General features: G+C 67.4%; 13 protein-coding genes and 1 tRNA gene. 6 read left to right on the forward strand and 8 right to left on the reverse strand.

The window, feature by feature from the left end:
- Positions 1–130: 130 nt before the first annotated feature.
- The 4 genes from AQ619_RS02200 to AQ619_RS02215 are packed head-to-tail and all read left to right on the forward strand — an operon-like array spanning position 131 to position 7,388.
- Complete coding sequence (locus AQ619_RS02200) at positions 131–2,422, forward strand: beta-N-acetylhexosaminidase (RefSeq protein ID WP_062143646.1); 2,292 nt, start codon at positions 131–133, stop codon at positions 2,420–2,422.
- A gap of 23 nt (positions 2,423–2,445) precedes the next feature.
- Positions 2,446–4,971 carry a phosphoenolpyruvate--protein phosphotransferase gene (gene ptsP / locus AQ619_RS02205; RefSeq protein ID WP_062143648.1) on the forward strand — a complete coding sequence of 842 codons (2,526 nt, stop codon included), beginning with the start codon at positions 2,446–2,448 and terminating at the stop codon, positions 4,969–4,971.
- 3 nt (positions 4,972–4,974) lie between these two features.
- Positions 4,975–6,771, forward strand: a complete 1,797-nt coding sequence (gene nagE, locus AQ619_RS02210; protein WP_062143650.1) for an N-acetylglucosamine-specific PTS transporter subunit IIBC — start codon at positions 4,975–4,977, stop codon at positions 6,769–6,771.
- Positions 6,768–7,388, forward strand: a complete 621-nt coding sequence (locus AQ619_RS02215; RefSeq protein ID WP_062143653.1) for a DUF1349 domain-containing protein — start codon at positions 6,768–6,770, stop codon at positions 7,386–7,388. Before nagE ends, AQ619_RS02215 begins: the two co-directional genes overlap by 4 nt.
- Here AQ619_RS02215 and AQ619_RS02220 read toward each other — a convergent pair.
- Both AQ619_RS02220 and AQ619_RS02225 read right to left on the reverse strand, forming a co-directional pair.
- The gene (locus AQ619_RS02220; RefSeq protein ID WP_062143656.1) at positions 7,385–9,049 is read right to left on the reverse strand and encodes a tetratricopeptide repeat-containing sulfotransferase family protein; all 1,665 of its coding nucleotides are present in this window, start codon (positions 9,047–9,049) and stop codon (positions 7,385–7,387) included. The genes AQ619_RS02215 and AQ619_RS02220 overlap by 4 nt on opposite strands.
- A 4-nt stretch (positions 9,050–9,053) precedes the next feature.
- Complete coding sequence (locus tag AQ619_RS02225; RefSeq protein WP_166504120.1) at positions 9,054–10,253, reverse strand: class I SAM-dependent methyltransferase; 1,200 nt, start codon at positions 10,251–10,253, stop codon at positions 9,054–9,056.
- A 219-nt stretch (positions 10,254–10,472) separates the two neighbouring features.
- Here AQ619_RS02225 and AQ619_RS02230 point away from each other — a divergent pair, with 219 nt between their 5' ends.
- Positions 10,473–12,371, forward strand: a complete 1,899-nt coding sequence (locus AQ619_RS02230) for an O-linked N-acetylglucosamine transferase, SPINDLY family protein (RefSeq protein WP_062143662.1) — start codon at positions 10,473–10,475, stop codon at positions 12,369–12,371.
- Between the two features lie 75 nt (positions 12,372–12,446).
- Here AQ619_RS02230 and AQ619_RS02235 read toward each other — a convergent pair.
- The 5 genes from AQ619_RS02235 to AQ619_RS02255 all read right to left on the reverse strand — a co-directional run bounded on the left by AQ619_RS02235 (position 12,447) and on the right by AQ619_RS02255 (position 15,843).
- A tRNA-Ser gene (locus AQ619_RS02235) sits at positions 12,447–12,536 on the reverse strand.
- A gap of 105 nt (positions 12,537–12,641) precedes the next feature.
- Complete coding sequence (locus AQ619_RS02240; RefSeq protein ID WP_062143663.1) at positions 12,642–13,061, reverse strand: PaaI family thioesterase; 420 nt, start codon at positions 13,059–13,061, stop codon at positions 12,642–12,644.
- Between the two features lie 66 nt (positions 13,062–13,127).
- Complete coding sequence (locus AQ619_RS02245) at positions 13,128–13,973, reverse strand: MBL fold metallo-hydrolase (RefSeq protein WP_062143664.1); 846 nt, start codon at positions 13,971–13,973, stop codon at positions 13,128–13,130.
- 107 nt (positions 13,974–14,080) lie between these two features.
- Positions 14,081–14,776, reverse strand: a complete 696-nt coding sequence (locus tag AQ619_RS02250; protein ID WP_084745706.1) for a hypothetical protein — start codon at positions 14,774–14,776, stop codon at positions 14,081–14,083.
- Positions 14,777–14,871: 95 nt separating this feature from the next.
- Positions 14,872–15,843: an RluA family pseudouridine synthase gene (locus tag AQ619_RS02255; RefSeq protein WP_378109289.1), complete on the reverse strand. Its 972-nt coding sequence runs from the start codon at positions 15,841–15,843 to the stop codon at positions 14,872–14,874.
- A 149-nt stretch (positions 15,844–15,992) separates the two neighbouring features.
- On the opposite strand from AQ619_RS02255, the gene AQ619_RS02260 reads away from it, so the two are divergent.
- Positions 15,993–18,344 (forward strand): TonB-dependent receptor, encoded by a 2,352-nt coding sequence (locus tag AQ619_RS02260; RefSeq protein ID WP_062143666.1) that lies wholly within the window; start codon positions 15,993–15,995, stop codon positions 18,342–18,344.
- 54 nt (positions 18,345–18,398) lie between these two features.
- Here AQ619_RS02260 and AQ619_RS02265 read toward each other — a convergent pair whose 3' ends face one another.
- A complete protein-coding gene (locus tag AQ619_RS02265) occupies positions 18,399–18,707 on the reverse strand; it encodes a ferritin family protein (protein ID WP_062143667.1) in 309 nt (102 codons plus the stop codon).
- Between the last annotated feature and the right edge of the window lie 6 nt (positions 18,708–18,713).

Consider the following 18,713-nt stretch of genomic DNA (forward strand, 5'->3'; position numbering starts at 1 on the left):
CTCCTGATGCCCCGCCAGTCTCGCGTCTCTGCTGATTTTATCCTCCTGACCTGCAAGCATGGAGCTTGGGCGGAGCGCGCAGTCGCTCCGCCCGCCTTTTTGCCGCGCCTGTATCCGTGAGAGCCCGCCCATGACCCTCGCTCGATCCGCCGCCGTCGCCCTGGTCTCCGCCATCGCGCTTGTCGCCGCCGTACCCGCTCTGGCCGGCCCTGTGGCCCTGACGCCCATGCCGGCCAAGCTGGCGACCGCCGAGGGCAGCTTTGCGCTCACCGCCAAGACCCGGATCTTTGTCGCCAAAGGCGACGTCGAGGCGCTCGGTGTCGCCGTTCAATTGTCCGATCTCCTGGGCCGGGCCCGGGGGCTGACCCCTGCCATCGTCGAGGGACCTCCGCCCGCCGGTGAAGCCGGCATCGTCCTGGCTCGGGGCGGCCCCGCAGGCGAAGCCTATGCCCTGCAGGCCGGTCCGACCGGGGTGACCATCACCGCCGCCAAGCGCGCGGGCCTGTTCTACGGTGCCATGACCCTCTGGCAGCTGGCCACCCAGGAAGCGGGCCGTGGCCCTGCCGATCTGCCGGGTGTCAGCATCGAGGATGCGCCACGTTTCGGCTGGCGCGGCCTGATGGTCGACAGCGCCCGCCACTTCCAGTCGATCGAGACCCTGGAGGGCATCATCGACGCCATGGCGGCCCACAAGCTCAATACCTTCCACTGGCATCTGACAGATGATCAGGGCTGGCGCCTGGAGATCAAGAAGTACCCTAAACTGACCGAGGTCGGTGCCTGGCGGACCCCGGCTGGCGCTGCCGGCCGCGATCCCGCTACCGGCAAGGCCATCCGCTATGGCGGCTTCTACACCCAGGACGAGGTGCGGGACCTCGTAGCCTATGCCGCCGCCCGCAACGTGACCATCGTCCCCGAGATCGAGATGCCGGGCCACGCCCTGGCCCCGATCGTCGCCTATCCGAAACTGGGGGTGAATCCCAACCCGCCGGCCATCGATCGCAACAACTGGGGCATCTTTCCCTGGCTCTACAATCTGGATGACGACACCTTCGCCTTCCTGAACGACGTGCTCGACGAGGTCATGGAGCTGTTCCCCAGCGACTATATCCATGTCGGCGGCGACGAGGCCGTGAAGACCCAGTGGAAGGCCAGCCCGAAGATCCAGGCCCAGATGAAGGCCCTGGGTCTGGCCGATGAACACGCCGCCCAGAGCTATTTCATCCAGCGGGTCGGCAAGCACCTCTCGGCGCGCGGTCGTCGCCTGATCGGCTGGGACGAAATCCTCGAGGGCGGCCTGGCTCCCAATGCGACCGTGATGTCCTGGCGCGGCCTGGACGGCGCGATCGCTGCCGCCAAACAGGGTCACGACACGGTGCTGTCGCCCTGGCCGCTGATGTACCTCGATAACCGCCAGAGCCCGTCGCCGGACGAACCGCCGGGCCGGGGCCGGGTCGTCAGCCTCAAGGATGTCTACGACTTCGATCCGGCCCCCAAGGCCATGACCGAGGACGAGCGCAAGCATGTGATCGGACTGCAGGCCAACGCCTGGACCGAGCACATGCGCACCGACGAGCGGCTTGAGCGCATGATCTTCCCGCGGCTGGTGGCCGTCGCCGAGCGCGGCTGGTCGCCCCAGACCGTGACGGACTGGGCGGATTTCAATCGCCGCATGCCGGCCGAGTTCGCCCGGCTGGACACGCTGGGCGTCGCCTATGACGCCGTGCCGTTCGAGCCCCAGGCGACCGTCTCGCCGGGCGAAGACGGCAAGGTCGAGGTCGCCCTGGCGTCCAGTCTGGCGATCGGCGAGATTCGCTATGCCGTCGGCGGGGCCGAGCCGACGATGGCTTCCAGCCTTTATGACAAGCCCCTGGCCCTCGCGGCTACGGACAAGCTCAGGGCCCGGACCTTCGTTGACGGCCGTCCCTTGGGGCGCATTCGCGACCTGAGCGCCAGCCCGGACACCCTGCTGACCCGCACGGGACACCAGCTGAAGGCCTGCAGCGACAAGCTGACCCTGCTGCTGGAAGACGATGCACCGGTTCAGGGCGACCGGGCCGTCTTCCATATCGACATCATGAACCCCTGCTGGATCTGGGAAGGGGCGGACCTGTCGCGCGGTGCCACCCTGACGGCGCGCATCGGCCAGGTGCCGTTCAACTTCCAGATCGGCGAGGAAAAGAGCAAGATCCCGCTGCGCAAGCCGTCGACGGCCGAGGGTGAACTGGAAGTCCTGCTGGGCTGCGAGGGCGAGCGCATCGCCGCGATCCCGCTCGGCAAGGCCGCCAGGGAACCAGCCCTGTCGACCGTGTCCGGCAAGATTCCGGCCCGACCGGGTCGCCACGACCTTTGCCTGATGTTCACGGCCCGGAGCGTCGATCCGACCTTTGCGATCGATCGGGTCACGCTCAAGCCCAACTAGACTGTCGAGAGAGTACAAGTTTCGTGTCCAACCTCGTTCTCTCAGCGCCGCTTAAGGGCTGGATCGCGCCGCTCGACGAGACGCCCGATGCGGTGTTCGCCGAGCGCATGCTGGGCGACGGCCTAGCGATCGATCCCACCGGTTCGAGCCTGCACGCGCCCTGTGACGGCGTGGTGCTGACCGTGCACCGGGCCCGCCATGCCGTGACCCTGCGCGCCGCCAATGGCGCGGAGATCCTGATGCATCTCGGTCTGGAGACCGTCGCACTGGAGGGGGCGGGATTCGAGGTTCAGGTGCGTGAGGGCCAGAGCGTCAAGGCCGGAGACCCCCTGATCGCCTTCGATCTCGACTTCCTGGCCCAGAACGTCCGTAGTCTGATGACCCCGATCGTCATCACCAATCCTGACGCATTCCAGATCGTTCATCGCGAGCAGGATCACGCCATTGAGATCGGCGACACCCTGATGGAGCTGCGCGCCATTGCCGCTCCCCTTGCGGTCGCGAGCACGGCCAACGCCACGATCGAACGCTCGCTGCGGGTGCCCCTGGTCCATGGCATACACGCCCGACCCGCCGCCCGGATTGCCGAGACGGCCCGTCGCTTTGAGGCCGAAACCGCCCTGATCGCCGGCGGTCGGCGCGGCAGCGCCCGCAGCCCGGTCGGCCTGTTGTCGCTGGCCATTCGTCACGGTGATGAGATCTCCGTGGTCGCCAGCGGTGTAGACGCCGAGGCCGCCCTGGCTGCCCTCGCCGACTTGATCGAGAGCGGGATGGGCGAAGGCGGACCCGTACCCCTGGCGGATGCACCGACCGTGCGGGCATCGCCTGCGCCGGTTGCGGAGGTTCAAGCTGAAACCTGGCCGACCGATGGCGTGTTCAAGGGCGTCCTCGCCGCGCCGGGTCTGGCGATCGGCAAGGCCGTGCGCCTGTCTGCCGCCGAGATCAGCGTGCGCGAGGCGGGGGATGGGGTCGCGATCGAACAGACCGCCCTGACCGAGGCCCTCGGCACGGTGCGCAGCCGCCTGGAGACGGCCGCGACCAAGGGCGACAAGGCGCGCAAGGCGATCCTGGTTGCCCATCTGGCTTTCCTCGAGGATCCGGAACTCGCGGCCGGAGCGCGCGGCCTGATCGACCAGGGCAAGAGCGCCGGCTTTGCCTGGCGCAAGGCCGTCGGAGGCTATGTCGAGGCGCTGCGCGGCCTCGGCGATCGCCGGCTGGCCGAACGGGTCGACGACCTCATCGATCTCGAGCGCCAGGTCCTGCGGGCCCTGACCGGGGAAGAAGAAGGCACGGCGAACCTGACCGCCGGCTCGATCCTGCTGGCCGATGAGCTGCTGCCCTCGCAACTGATGGGCGTCGATCCCGACCTGATCGCCGGCTTCTGCACGGCCCGGGGCGGGCCCACCTCGCATGTGGCCATCTTGGCGGCGGCCATGGGCATCCCGGCGCTCGTCGCGGTCGGCGGCGCGGTGATGACGGTGGCCGACGGTACCGCCCTGATCCTGGATGCCGACAGCGGCCAGTTGCGTGTCGCCCCCGATGCGCCTGCGCTCGAGGCGGCCCAGACCCGGCTGGCCCAGCGCCAGGAACGCAAGGCGCGCGCCAAGGCCTCGGCCCACCAGATCTGTGTCACCCGCGACGGTCAGCGCATCGAGGTCTACGGCAATGTCGGCTCCCTGAATGACGCCCTGGCCGCCACGGCCAATGGGGCCGAAGGCAGCGGCCTGTTGCGGACAGAGTTTCTGTTCCTCGAGCGCGACACGCCGCCCGACGAGGACGAACAGGCCCGCCAGTACCAGGCCATCGCCTCGGCCCTCGACGGCAAACCGCTGATCATCCGCACGCTCGATGTCGGCGGCGACAAGGCCGCGCCCTATCTGCCGATCCCGGCCGAGGAAAATCCGGCCCTGGGCCTGCGCGGTGTCCGGGTCAGCCTCTGGCGGCCGCATCTGCTGAAGACCCAGATCCGCGCCATTCTGCGGGTTCGCCCGGCCGGTCAGTGCAAGATCATGGTCCCGATGATCGCCAGCCTCGACGAGCTGCGTGCGGTTCGGGCTGTGCTCGACGAGGCCAAGCGGGAGCTGGGGATCACGGACAGGGTCGAACTGGGCGTGATGATCGAGACACCGGCTGCGGCCGTGACCGCCGATCTGATCGCAGCCGAGGCCGACTTCCTGTCGATCGGCACCAATGATCTGACCCAGTACGTCCTGGCCATGGACCGGGGCAATCCCGAGCTGGCCGCCCGCATCGACGCCCTGCATCCGGCGGTCCTGCGGATGATTGCCCAGACCTGCGCCGGCGCGGCCCGCAATCATCGCTGGGTCGGGGTCTGTGGCGGGGCGGCGTCTGACCTGCCTGCTGTCCCGATCCTGCTGGGTCTGGGCGTTACCGAGCTCTCGGCCACGGCCGCCGCTGTGCCGGAGGTCAAGGCCCTGGTGCGCAGCCTCGACCTTGAGGCCTGCCGGGCCCTGGCCGCCCAGGTGCTTGACCTGACCTCGCCAGAGGCGGTCCGGGACGTCGCCAATCGCTTTCTGGCCGGAGTCTAAGCGATGAAATCGCCGCTCGAAGTCCTCCAGCCCCTGGGCCGGGCCCTGATGCTTCCCATCGCGGTGCTGCCGGTGGCGGCCCTGCTCCTTCGCATCGGCCAGCCCGACCTGCTGGGGGCACCGGAACTGGCCGCCATGACCGGCGGTCTGTCCCTGGCCATCGCCAATGTGTTCGGCGCGGCCGGCGGAGCGATCTTCTCCAGCCTCGGGCTGATCTTTGCCATCGGCGTCGCTGTGGGCCTGGCGCGCGAGAACCATGGTGCCGCAGGCCTGGCCGGTGTCGTCTGTTACGTCATCGCCACCAAGGGGATCGACGCCCTGATCGTCGTGCCGCCGGCCGTCGCCGCTGCGGTCGTCGAGAGTGCCCGCGATCTCACCATCGCAGCCTGGAAAGCCAAGGAGATCGGCAAGCTGTCGATCCCGGTCGGTATTCTGTCCGGGGTGATCAGCGGCGGGCTCTATAATCGCTATTCCAATATCAAGCTGCCGGAATATCTGGCCTTTTTCGGCGGCCGGCGGTTTGTGCCGATCGTCGCAGGTCTGGCCGGCGTGGGCTTGGCCCTGCTGTTCGGCTTCTGCTGGAGCTATCTCGAAGCCGGGGTCGACGGCCTCAGCGGTCTGGTCATCGCCTCGGGCGATGTCGGACTGTTCGTCTATGGCCTGCTGAATCGCCTGCTGATCGTCACTGGCCTGCACCACATCCTCAACAATGTGGTCTGGTTCATCCTCGGCGATTTCAATGGCGCGACCGGAGACCTCAACCGCTTTGCCGCCGGCGATCCCACCGCCGGGGCCTTCATGAGCGGGTTCTTCCCGGTGATGATGTTCGGCTTGCCTGCCGCCTGCCTGGCCATGTTCCATACGGCCCGGCCGGAGCGCCGCAAGGCGGTCAGCGGCATGCTGGGCTCGCTGGCCCTGACCTCATTCCTGACCGGCGTGACCGAGCCGATCGAGTTCTCGTTCATGTTCCTGGCCCCGGTGCTCTACGCCGTTCACGCGGTGCTGACGGGCCTGTCCATGGTGATCATGAACCTGCTGGACGTGAAGCTGGGCTTCGGGTTCTCGGCGGGTCTGTTCGACTATGTCCTGAACTTCAACAAGGCGACGCGGCCCCTGCTGCTGATCCCGGTCGGCCTCGTCTATGGTGCGATCTATTACGGCGTTTTCCGCTTCGTGATCGTGCGCTTCGACCTCAAGACCCCGGGGCGCGAGCCGGATGATGCCCTTGCCGTGCCTGTCGCCGCCTCAGCCGGCGGACGGGGCGAGGACTTCCTGATCGCCCTGGGCGGCGCGGCCAACCTCGTTTCGGTCGACGCCTGCACGACCCGGCTGCGGCTGGTGGTGACCGGGGCGGGCGTCGTGGACGAACCTCGGCTCAAGGCCCTGGGGTCCCGCGGGATCGTGCGGCCTTCGGACCGGGCCCTGCAGGTCGTGCTCGGGCCGATCGCCGACCAGGTGGCCAGCGAGATCCGGGCGGCCATGGGCAGCGCATCGGTCAGCGCCCCAGCGTCCGCGGCCACAGCGCCTGCACCGGCCCTGGGGACCCCTGCACCGGCGGGCGACCGCGCCCTGGCCGAGGGGCTCGCCAGCGCCCTGGGCGGGGTGCGCAATATCGAGGAACTGGGCAGCTGTACCAGCCGCCTGCGCCTGGTGCTGCGCGACCCCCAGGCCGTCGATGAGGCCGCCCTGAGGCAGCTCGGCGTGCGGGGCGTGGCCCGGATCGGTGAACGGACCGTCCACGTGGTGCTGGGGCCCCAAGCCGACGCGATGGCCGAAGCCATTCGCCAGTTGCCCGCGTGATCCTCAGCCGCCGGACTGCGCTGGTCGGTGCCGGGGCTGCGGCCCTGACGCCGTCCCTGGGCCGGGCCGCTGAGCCGACCGCCTGGCTGAACCGTCCAAAGGTCTGGACCGCCACAGGTTCGGGTCTGAGCCTGAGGGCCGAAAGCGGATCGGACTTCTGGCGCAAGACCCTGTCCGAAGGGCGTAACCTCGACAGTGGCCATTTCTACTTCCGCGAGATTGTCGGCGATTTCATCAGCACCGTGACGGTTGAAGCCGACTATGGCGCTGACGCCGATCAGACGGGCCTGATGGTCCGCGTCGATGCCGAGACCTGGATGAAGAGCGGGATCGAGTGGCTGTCGGGCCAGCCCCATGCCGCGAGCGTCTTCACCCGCGACTGGTCCGACGGCTCCGTGACCCGACTGGAGGGCTGGACGGGACCGGTCACGCTGCGTGTCACCCGCCGCGGACCGATCCTGACCTGTGGCTATGGCCGCACCGGCCAGGCCCTGTTCGACGCGCGACTGGGCTACCTGCCCATGGGCAGGAGCGTTCAACTGGGCCTGACCGCCTGCGCGCCGTTTGGCCCGGGTTTCGAGGCGCGGTTCTCGGACTGGGCGGTCAGCAGCGCCTAGTCCGTATAACCGAGCTCGGCGATCACCTTGGCCAGGGCCCTGGCCTGCGGTTCGAGCGCCTGGTGGTAGAGCCGCCAGCGTCCGATGGAGCGGTCATTGAGGGGCTCGCTGACCTGGGCGTAGCTCGGCGTCGGGGCATAGCGGCGGTTTTCGTGAAAGCGCAGGCAGGCCGGTTCGAAGGCCAGATCCAGATGGGCCAGCAGTCTCCGGGTCCAGGTCTCCTGATCGGCCACCAGGTCCTCATAGCGGAGGGTCAGGGCCGTTTCGCCCAGGGTACGGGCATAGCGTCCGGTCAGCGCGTGGACGGCCTGCATGTGGTGGGCGATGTCCGTGATCCGATAACCGCAAGAGTCGCCATGGGTCAGGTTGTGCGACAGCATCGACACCGCCGTGTCCAGGGGATGGCGGACCATGCGGACCTGTCTGGCCTCCGGGAAGGCGGCGCGGATCACCGGCGTCCAGACCTCGCTGAGCGGCATCTTGTCGGTGAACAGCGGCTTGCCGGGGCCTCTCAGGCCGAAGGCCGCCGCCCGCTCCAGATAGAGGTCCCGCAGGGCTTCGGCGACGCCGGGCGTCCAGAGCGCTTGCAGGCCGCCAAACCGGCTTTCCAGGGCCGTGACCATCTCGTTGACGAAGGGCAGTTCGCCGCCTGCGGCTATGGCCGAGTGGCTGGTCAGCACCTGCTCGACCATCGTCGTGCCCGAGCGCGGGAAGCCGAAGACGAAGACCGGCTGCGCGCCTTCGCGGCGGGCCGCCAGGGGCGGTGGACCCAGGGTCTCGACCAGCCGGCCCAGGGTCTCGAATTCCCGCGCCACGGCCGCACCGTCATAGGTCAGGCCGTCCCGCGCCGCCAGGCGCGCCTTGCCCTCGACGAAGTCGGCAAAGGCTTCGGCGGGGCGTCCCAGCCTTTCCTTCAGCCGGCCGCTTTCGAGCAGGGCGTCGCCGCCCTTGCGACCAGGTACGGTCTCGATCACGGCCAGGGCTTCGGCATGGCGCTGCTCGCGACCCAGCTGAACCGCGCGTCTCAGGGTGACGTCGAACCCGGCCGCCGCAGCCCGATCCAGCAGGGTGCGGCTGGCGGCCAGATCGCCGAGGGCCTCGCGCAGCCGCGACCAGTGGGCCAGAGTCAGGCCATCGCCGGGGGCCAGACGGTCAGCCCGGGCCAGCAGGGGCTCGGCCGCTTCCAGCCGGCCCTGTTCGATCAGGTTGGCGGCCAGGGCGACCTGAGTGGGAGGGTGATCGCCGACCAGATCCAGGGCCTGTTTGAACGCGGCCTCGCCGCCGGGCAGATCGCGCCGTTCCGTCAGCAGGGTTCCGAGCAGGGCGCAGGCCTGGGGATTGGCGGGATTGCGGGCCAGGGCGTCGCGGACGACCGCCTCGGCCTCGGCCTTGCGACCCAGGCCCGCCAGCAGGATCGCCAGATCGTCCCGCGGCCAGTCCAGGTCGGGGGCCAGGATGAGGATGCGCTCCAGCAGCCGCTTTGCCTCCAGAACCTCGCCACGTTGCTGGCAGACCAGGACCAGGATCTCGAGAGCGTCGACATCATCGCCGTCTGCCGCCAGCCGCTTCCGCGCCGCCGCCAGGGCCGCCTCGACCTGCCCGCGATTGAGCTGGTCGCGCGCCTGGGCGATCAGCGGATGAGGAGGCGCATCGGCCGGCATGCGGTCAGATGGACTTTTGAAAGACGTGAAGGGAGCCCTGAACCGGCGCTGTGCCCTCATGGCGCAGGGCGAGGGACTCCTGGTCCAGCAGGGTCCAGCCCGCACCGGCCGCCTGCGCGACATAGGCATCGGCGTGGGCGAAGCGGCCGGAGCTCAGCAGGGTCCAGGTTCCCGTGCCCGACTCCGTGCTGAGGGTGAAGAGGCCGCCCGGGCGCAAGGCCCCAGCCGCCGCCCTGAAGAGGTCGGACAGATCGCCGAAATAGATCACCATGTCGGCGGCGAAGATCAGATCGAAAGCGCCCGGATGGTCTGTCAGAAACGCGATCGCCTCGCCCTGGACCAGGGCGTCATAGCCGCCCCGGGCCCGGGCGTGGTCCAGCATGGCACCGGACAGGTCCACGCCGGTCAGGTGGCCCCCGAACTGGGCCAGGGCCGGGGCGGAGAGCCCGGTCCCGCACCCGAGGTCGAGGATCGCGCCGAACGACCCGACATGGCGGGCGACGAGCTCGGCCATCCGTTCGGGCGCGCGATAGTTCAGCAGGTTGACCAGCTGATGGTCAAACTTGTCGGCGAAACTGTCGAAATGAGCCTCGACATAGGCGGGCGGGGCCCGATCGACCGCCGCCCCGCTGACCGCCTGCAGCAGATAGGCCTGGATCTGGTCATCCGGCTGCCGGGCCAGCCGCCAGGCGCCCAGGGCAGCCGCGGCCTCGGCGTGGCCGAACACCCCCAGGATCGCGAAGGCCTCCCTGGCAATGACCTCGATGTCCTCGGCCCCTTCGCCGGCCAGGGCAGCATAGCGTTCCAGGGCTGCCTCGACGGAGCCTTCGATCATGGTCGCGAAAGTGCGGGCCCGGGCATGGGTCAGGCGGGCATTGGTCGCCAGGGGTTCAAGGGCCGCAGCCCGTTCGAAGGCCTCTGCGCAGCCGGCGAAGTCGCCGGTCATGTAAAGACCCTGGGCCAGGCAGGCCTGCCAGAGAGCCGGTGCGTCTGGCGTCGCCGCCGCCGCCCGCAAAGGTGCGACAGCCTCGGCAAAGTCTCGCGTCGCCATATAGGACAGACCCAGGCCCAGATGCGCCTCGCCCAGAGCCGGGTCGAGCGCCAGGGCCCTGGTAAAGGCCGTGCGGGCCTCGGTGTGGCGGCCGTCATTGCTGGCCTCGACAGCCTGCTGCAACCAGTCCTCGGCGCTGAAGTCGTCGGTCAAGAATACCTCTGCAGGAAGATTGCCTTCAACGATTGTCAGGCGGCTGCGGTCGCGCACACTGCGAGTTTAGAGCTTCCCCTATCCAATGGGAATCGTGGATATCGTCTGGCTGGGCGCGTCGAGCCCGGAGCGGCTCAAGGCTGAATCCGCCCTGGCCTGTCAGCATTTCAAGTAAGGCCTGCCTGACCAAGGCGGGCTGACGGCTACGAACGGGACACCATGAACGACACGCCTGCTATCGACCCGTCGGACGCCGCCGCCAACCATGGTGAGGCCGTTCGACTGCACAGGCTGGGCCAGATCAATGCCGCCGTGCCCTATTACAAGGCTGTTCTGGCCCTGATGCCGCATGAGCCGGACAGTCTGCATAATCTTGGCCTGATTGCGCAGGCTCGCGGCGACCTTTCGAGCGCAATGCGCCTCTGGTCATTCTGCATCGCCCACAATCCGGGCCGGGCCAACACCCATAATGCCATGGGTGGTCTGCTGGCCCGGGTGGGCCGTCTCGACCAGGCCCTGGCGGCCCATGATCAGGCGCTCGCGATTGCACCGGACGATATCGATGGCCTCATTTCGAGGGGCAATCTGCTGGTCCGGCTCGGCCGCAATGATGAAGCCCTGGTCGCCTATGACCGGATCATCGAGATCCGGCCTGAGCTGCCGGCGCCCCACGCCAATCGTGCCGGTCTCCTGGCTGTCCTGAAACGGCCCCGGGAGGCCATCGAAAGCTGCCGCAATGTGCTGAGGCTGGAACCGACCAGCGCCGTGGCGGAGAGCCTGAAGTATCGCGAACAGATCAAGATCTGCGACTGGTCCGATCATGCCGAAACCATGGCCGCCTTTGAGCAGCGCATCCTGACTTTCAGTGACGATCCCCATGCGGTCCTGGCCCGCTGCGATGATCCCCTGGCGCAAAGGCTGTGCTCTGAGACCTATCTCGGAAAACGCTTTCCGGTGCCGGTCCAGCCTCTGTGGACCGGTGAGGTCTATCGCCATGACAAGATCCGAATCGCCTATGTATCATCGGATTTCCGCGACCATCCCGTCGCCCATCTGGTCGCCGGGCTGTTCGAACGGCACGACCGCGACCGTTTCGACATTACGGCCTATGCCCTGTCCCCCAGCATTGGTGACGTGCATCGTCTGCGCATCGAGGCCGCCTTCCCGGAATTCCATGATGTCTCCGGTGCCAGCGACCTGGAGATCGCCCAGCGGATCCGGGCGGCCGAGACGGACATCCTGATCGATCTCAACGGTCTGACCGGCCACCTGCGGCCGTCGATCTTTGCGGCCCGACCGGCTCCGATCCAGATCAACTATCTCGGCTATCCGGGGACCGTCGGCCACGGCCTGGTCGACTATATTCTGGCCGACCCAATCGTTGCGCCGCGCGGGCGCGAAGAGGCCTATTGCGAGCAGATCATCCGTCTGCCGCACGCCTACCAGATCAATGACGATCGGAAGGTTATCGCGGCAGAGACGGTCTCGCGACACCAGGAGGGCCTGCCGGAAACTGGCTTCGTGTTCGCCAGCTTCAACGCCCACTACAAGATCAGCCCTCCTGTGTTCGACGTCTGGATGCGGCTGCTCCAGGCCGTTCCAGGCAGCGTGCTCTGGCTTATCGGTGGGCGTGAGGATGCGGTCCTCAATCTGCGCGCGGAAGCCGAGGCTCGTGGGGTGCCTTCGGACCGGCTTGTCTTCTCGTCGAGGGTTGATCTTCAGGACCACCTCGCCCGCCATAGGCTGGCAGATCTCTTTCTCGACACCTTGCCCTACACCGCCCACACCACGGCCAGTGACGCGCTCTGGGCAGGGCTGCCGCTGGTCACCTGCATCGGTGAAGGCTTTGCCGCCCGCGTCGCCGCCAGCCTTCTGACGGCCGTCGGCCTGCCTGAACTGATCACCGACAGTCTGGAAGCCTATGAGGCCCTGGCCCTGGCCCTGGCCCGCGATCCGGATCGGCTACAAGCGCTTCGCCAGCGGCTCATCGACCAGGTTCCGACCACGCCGCTGTTCAACACCGACCTGTCGCGACGTCACATCGAGGCTGCCTATGTCGGGGCCTGGGAGATCTATCAGCGCGGCGAGCAGCCAAAGGCCTTCGACGTCGCGCCCTAGAGCCTCGCAAGCCTGACCCTGGGCCCGATCTGATCGGTCGGGTCCAGCGAAGGCGGCTATTTTTTCAAAGGCAAGTGGCGGAGAGGGTGGGATTCGAACCCACGGTGCCCTTCCAGGCACGCCGCATTTCGAGTGCGGTACATTCGACCACTCTGCCACCTCTCCATGGGTGCCTTTTCGAGGGTTTTTATACCGCCCGAGGTCGAGGGCGCGATACCTAGCGGGGTCGTGACGGTTACGCAAGTCCCTGTTGGCGGCTTTCTGACGCCGTCAGGCGCGCGGATGCAAAACCATCTGGGTGCAGCGGAAAAGCGCGATGGTCTTGCCGGTCGCTTCGGCCGTGACGACGGCGTCCCAAACCTGGGTGGTGCGGCCGCCGTGCAGAAGACTGGCCTCACAGAGAACCCCGCCCTCGAGGACTGTGCCGAGGAAATTGCTCTTCAGTTCGATCGTGGTGAAGCCTGTGGCTCCCTGCGGCAAAGAGACCACGCAGCCATAGCCGCAGGCGCTGTCGGCCAGGGCGATGACGCTGGCGGCGTGCAGGAAGCCGTTGGGGGCCATGTGGTGTCGGGCGACAGTGAAGCGACCCTTCACATAGCCCGCCCGCGCCTCGAGCCATTCCAGGCCCAGAAGGTCCGGCAGGTGGCCGGACTGGCGCTCGGTCAGTGCGGTGCTGAAATCTTCGGACATGGCGCGCTTCCCGGGGACTGGAAGATCCAGCCTAGGGGCGCAGCGTGGACTGTGGCAAGTCCGTTTTCAAAAAGAACTTATATCGGTCGGCGGGAAGCGCAGCCCGCCTTCGCCTTCCGGCGGCAGCTTGCCCGAGCGGATGGCGACCCGCAGCGCCTGGGCGGGATAGGGCAGGGGGGGCAGGACGGCATCGGCAGCCTGGCGGGCGGCTACGAAGGTCGGCAGGTCGACGCCATCGCGTAGCTGCACGTTTTCAGCGCGTTGCTGGGCGACGGTGGTGGTGCCGGCACCTTCCCTGGATTGCCAGCCAGCCAGCAGCTGGGTGTCGTCGGGCAGGGACAGGAACTTGCGGGCATCGGCGAACAGGGCCTGGAGATCGGCACCCGGCAGGTCGGCGCGGCCCGTCCCGAGCTCGGGTGCCAGCACCACGTCGCCGGTGAACAGGATGTCGCCGATCTGATAGGCCACAGCCCCGGGCAGGCGGCCGGAGACGGCGTGGGCGGTGATCTCGAGCGCACCCATCGGCAGGACTTCGCCGTCCTGGGCCAGCTTGTCGAAATCCCAGCCCTCCAGATCGACGCCGTGTTCCCCCATGGCTGGAGCCAGGCGCTTGAGGCTCTCGATGACGGCCGCCCCGATACAGACCGAGGCCCCCGTCTCGTATTTCAGATGGCCGGCAGCAGACAGGTGGGTGGCATGCAGGCCCGTCTCCAGGATCCAGGTCGGACCCATGTCGCGTTCGCGGATCTGGGCAATGATGGCGTCGATGAAACGGGTGTCGGTGGCCTGGGTCTCGGGATCGAAATCCAGAACAGGGTCAACGATCGCGCACAGCAAAGTGGCCGGGTCGATCACGAGATAGGTCACCGTCCCGGTGGCGGGATGATGGTGAGCGATGATTTCCGGCTGCATGCGAACGCCTGATAGATCCCGATACGCCACCATGACCGCAAGCCGTTAAGCATCAGCGAACGCGACCCATCATCAATGTGATCGGTTTCAGGCGCGAGGGTCTGCCGTCAGGGAGCCGCCTCGCCGGAGCAGGGACTGGCCTGGCCGCGCATCCGGGTCGCCCACAGCGGTTCGACGAATTGATCCCCGGTCCGGAAGGCCGGGGCGCAGCCCTCGGGCGGCCGTTGCCGATCCCCACCGACCGCGAGGGACACGGCGAGGGACTGATTTTGTCCGCCGCGACCCCAGTATCCGGGTTGGCCCAGGCCGACGTGGCGGCCGTTCCAGCCGCCCTGATCGTAACCGCCCAGTCCATAACCACGGTCATCATAGGGATAGAAGACCGCCGTCTTGCCATAGTCGGTCTGGGAATAGGCCAGGCCCAGGGTCGAGGTCTCGCCGATTGGAATCTGGGCGGCAACATAGGCGCTGCGATAGCCGCCCGTGCCCACCGAGACACCGACGCTGCCGTGGATCCGGCGAACCGATCCGTCTGCGGAGTCCGCGAAGGCCTCCTGGCCGTCGCGGTCTGCCCTGGCGGGCGAAGGGGTCAGGAAGGCCGCGATCTGTTCTTCGGTGGTCAGGGCCCGGACCGGAGGCGTCGGCACGGCCGGTGCGGTCTCGGCCTGGGCGGCGGCTCTGGCGTCCAGCCGGTGGGCGGCCGTCGCAACGGCCTGGTCATCGCCGGCCACGGTCTGGGCAAGGCTGGGGCCGGAGACGGCCAGGCCGGTCAGCAGGGCGAAAAGCAAACGGGACGCGGTCATCAGGGCCTTCCGGGCAACGGAGAGGGCACCAGACTGGGCCGTCGCAGCAGCCGAATTAGGGCGCGTTTATATCGCCGCTGCAAGAGACCGATGGCTCAAAGAGCTTTCAGGCCTGCTTCGAGACCGGCCATGTCGGCAGGCAGGGGCGTTTCGAACCGCAGGGTCTCGCCCGTGATCGGGTGGACAAAGCCGAGTACGGCGGCATGCAGGGCCTGACGGGAAAAGCCGAGGCTCTCGATCAGGACCTTTACGGCGGCGGCGGGCTGGCTGGCCCCATAGACCGGGTCGCCCAGGCACGGGGTGCTCCGGCTGGCCAGATGCACACGGATCTGGTGCGTGCGGCCGGTTTCCAGCCGGCAGGCGACCCGCGCCGCCAGGGGCTTGTCCGCCGGTCCGAAGACGTCCTCGACACGATAGTGGGTAATGGCTTCGCGGCCACCGCTCTTCAGGATCGCCATCTTCTTGCGGTCGTGGGGGGAGCGACCCAGTTGGGTCTGGATCGTGGCCCTGTCGGGATGCGGGGCCCCCCGGGTCAGGGCGATGTAGAGCCGGTCGATGTCATGGGTCGAAAACAGCGCCGACAGACCCTGATGGGCGGCGTCGGTCTTGGCCGCGACCATGACACCGGAGGTCTCCTTGTCCAGCCGGTGGACGATGCCCGGACGGGCCACCCCGCCGACGCCTGACAGGCTGCCCCGGCAGTGATGCAGCAGGGCATGGACCAGGGTGCCGGTATAGTTGCCGGGCGCCGGATGGGCGGCCATCCCGGGCGGCTTGTCGACCACGATCAGGTGGGCGTCCTCATAGAGGATGCTCAGCGGGATGTCCTCGGGCGAAGGCTCCGCCGCGATCGGCTCGGGGATCTGCAGCTGATAGAGGCCCGGGCGGGCCTTTTGCGAGCCATCGGTCAGGGCCCGACCGTCCAGGCTGAGCCGGCCATCGGCGATCAGGGCCTGCAGGCGAGCGCGCGACAGGCTCTCGAACCGTGCCGCCAGAATCTTGTCCAGGCGCTCCCCAGCGTCATCCGCCGTCAGAGCAACCTCAAGCCGGGCCTCGGTTTGTGGCACCTGAACCTCGGTCTCGATGTCGTCTGTATCGTCGTCCAGCGGGCTCAAGGGTGTTTCATCGCTCCGTCGCAATCCCGTCGCGCGTCCGACACCGGCGGTGCCTATCCGCCGGGAGCTTAGTTCCAGCTTGTCGTCGAAGGGGATAATCGATGCGCGCGATCCACACCACCTTGCTGATGTCTGCCACCAGTGTTCTGGCGCTCAGCCTCGCCTCCATGGCCGTTGCGGCCGACGTCGATGCCCCGGCTGACGCCGCTCAGGTCGAGCAGGTTGTCGTCACCGCCCAGAAGCGCGAGCAGAAGGCCATGGATGTGCCGGTCTCGCTGACCGCCTATTCGGGCTCGACGCTCGAGATGCTGGGCGTTCAGGAGTTCGAGGAGCTGTCGCTTTTCGTTCCGGGTTTCGAGGTCCAGAACCAGTCGCCCAACAATCCGGGCTTCGTGATGCGCGGCATTACGTCGGACTCGGGCGAGGCCACCAACGAGCCGCGCGTTTCAGTCTATCAGGACGGGGTCTCGATCTCGAAGTCGCGCGGTTCCTATGTCGAGCTATTCGACCTGGAGCGCGTCGAAGTGGCCAAGGGCCCGCAATCGACCCTCTATGGTCGCGGCGCGCTGATCGGCGCGGTCAACATCATCCAGGCCAAGGCGCGGCCCGGCTATGCCGCCTCGGCGCGGTTTGAGGGCGGCAACTTCGGCTACCTGATGGCCGAGGGCATGTTCAACGCGCCGGTCACTGACACCCTGTCGATCCGCATCGCCGGCCGGATCAAGCACCGCGACGGCTATGTGAAGAACCTGCTGGTCGGCGAGGACTTCAACTCGACCCAGACGACCGCGCTGCGCGTGGCCCTGAACTGGCGGCCGACCGAGCGTTTCGACGCCGACCTGCTGGTCAACTACCAGTCCGACAGCCCGTCGGGGACCTCGTTCAAGTCGCTGACCTATCTGCCGACCGACCCGGCCACGGGCGCGGTGCTGGGTGATCTGGGTCGCAATTCGGGCGCGGCCCTGGCCACCGTGGCCGGCTTCGAGAACGACCAGAAGCTGGGCCTCGAGCGCGACGTGTTCAGTGTCACCGGCCTGGCCCGGTACAAGATCAATGATGCGCTTTCTCTGGCCTCGACGACCGCCTTCCGCCGCTTTGCGGGCGAGGAGATCTTTGACGCTGACGGCTTCTCGCTGCCGCTGTTCACCTTCGCCGAGGACGCCCAGGGCAAGTCGGCCAGCCAGGACCTGCGTCTGAACTATGACGCCGGCGGTTCGGTCACCGCCTTCGGCGGGCTCAGCTATTTCTGGGAAGACGGCAGCCAGCGCGTGCCGCTGCTGTTCAACGAAAAGGTCTTTGCCGCCCGCGCCGGCGCGATCCCGGGCTTCGTCAGGCCCAATGTCGCCGGTCTGGCCTTCATCAATGCGATCCCGTCCTTTGGGCCGCTCAAGAGCCAGCACCTGGAAACCTTCACCAACTACGGCAAGACCAAGTCTTATGACGCCTATGGCGATGTGACCTGGAAGGCGACCGACAAGCTCGAGCTGGCGGCCGGCCTGCGCTACACCTATGACGACAAGGAAAGCGGCTACGGCGTCGTCCTGGGCAATGGCGGCTCGGTGCTGGGCGGCAGCACGCCGACCACGCCGCGCGGCCTGTTCGTGCAGCCTACCACCAATGGTCAGGCCCAGTACAAGAGCTTCACCGACAACGGCATCACCTACCGGGTCGTCGGCCGCTATGCGGTTAGCCCTGACGCCAACCTCTATGCCTCGGTCGCCACCGGCCGCCGCCCCAAGGTTCTGTCGGGCGGCGGCCCGGCCGTCCCGGGTGGTCCCGCTCGCTTCACCGCCGTGCCGGCCGAGGAGGTCATTTCCTACGAGATCGGCTCCAAGGTCGCCCTGCTGGATCGCCGCCTGACCCTCGAGGGCGCGGTCTATCGCTATGACTACGAAAACTTCCAGACCTCGATCCGCAACTCGGCGGGGCAGATCGTCACGACCAATGCCGGCGAGGCCTCAGCGACCGGCTTCGAGGGGCAGGCGACCTTCCAGGTGACGGCCAATGCGACGGTGTTCGGCACCTACGCCCATAGCGAAGCGCGCTTCGGCAACGGTCTGTTCAAGGACAACAGCTTCCGCCTGTCGCCCGATGACAGCTTCTCGCTGGGTGCCAATGTGGCGTTCGATGCCCCTATCGGCCGCTTCACCATCACCCCGACCTATACCTGGCAGTCGGAAGTGTTCTTCGACAACAACAACGACCGCGCGGTGCTGCAGACCACGGGCGATGCCATCCAGGACGAGAAGCAGAAGGCCTATGGCCTGATGAACCTGCGCATCGGCTATCAGCCCAGCAAGGACAGCGCCATCAAGATCGAGGCGTTTGCGACCAACCTGCTCGAGCAGGACTATATCAAGGACGCTGGCAATACCGGCGACGCCTTCGGCATCCCCACCTTCATCGCCGGCGAGCCGCGCTTTGTTGGCGTGGCGCTGTCGATCAAGCGCTAGAAACGTCTATCCGCTCTGCCCGGCCCTGGCCGGGCAGAGCGGGATTCCTGATACCTATTTCCCGATCGCCTCTGCCTCATGGCCGGCGATCGAGCCGTCCTTGAACAGGTACTTGCGCAGCTGTTCGTCGGTCTCCGGATCGTCACGGCGCAGCCATTCCAGCAGCATGGCGGCGTGTTCCAGCTCCTCGCGGGCGTTGTGCAGCAGGATCTTTTTCAGCTCGACGTCGTCGCAATCGTCAGCACGCTGACGGTACCAGTCAACCGCCTCGAATTCCTCGATCAGCGAGGTGATGGCGTAGTGGCGGTTGAGGCTCTTGCGGCTAAGTTTTTCGCGGGGGACGTGAAGGCCTTCACTCGGCATGCGTCA

The organism is Caulobacter henricii (assembly GCF_001414055.1).
Taxonomy (GTDB): domain Bacteria; phylum Pseudomonadota; class Alphaproteobacteria; order Caulobacterales; family Caulobacteraceae; genus Caulobacter; species Caulobacter henricii.

Excerpts from the sequence above, each read along its gene's own strand:
- AQ619_RS02220 (WP_062143656.1), bottom strand. The coding sequence starts at position 9,049 with ATGCCGGCCGATGCGCCTCCTCATCCGCTGATCGCCCAGGCGCGCGAC.
- AQ619_RS02240 (WP_062143663.1), bottom strand. The coding sequence starts at position 13,061 with ATGTCCGAAGATTTCAGCACCGCACTGACCGAGCGCCAGTCCGGCCAC.
- nagE (WP_062143650.1), top strand. The coding sequence starts at position 4,975 with ATGAAATCGCCGCTCGAAGTCCTCCAGCCCCTGGGCCGGGCCCTGATG.
- AQ619_RS02230 (WP_062143662.1), top strand. The coding sequence starts at position 10,473 with ATGAACGACACGCCTGCTATCGACCCGTCGGACGCCGCCGCCAACCAT.
- AQ619_RS02265 (WP_062143667.1), bottom strand. The coding sequence starts at position 18,707 with ATGCCGAGTGAAGGCCTTCACGTCCCCCGCGAAAAACTTAGCCGCAAG.
- AQ619_RS02245 (WP_062143664.1), bottom strand. The coding sequence starts at position 13,973 with ATGCAGCCGGAAATCATCGCTCACCATCATCCCGCCACCGGGACGGTG.
- AQ619_RS02250 (WP_084745706.1), bottom strand. The coding sequence starts at position 14,776 with ATGACCGCGTCCCGTTTGCTTTTCGCCCTGCTGACCGGCCTGGCCGTC.
- AQ619_RS02200 (WP_062143646.1), top strand. The coding sequence starts at position 131 with ATGACCCTCGCTCGATCCGCCGCCGTCGCCCTGGTCTCCGCCATCGCG.
- AQ619_RS02260 (WP_062143666.1), top strand. The coding sequence starts at position 15,993 with ATGCGCGCGATCCACACCACCTTGCTGATGTCTGCCACCAGTGTTCTG.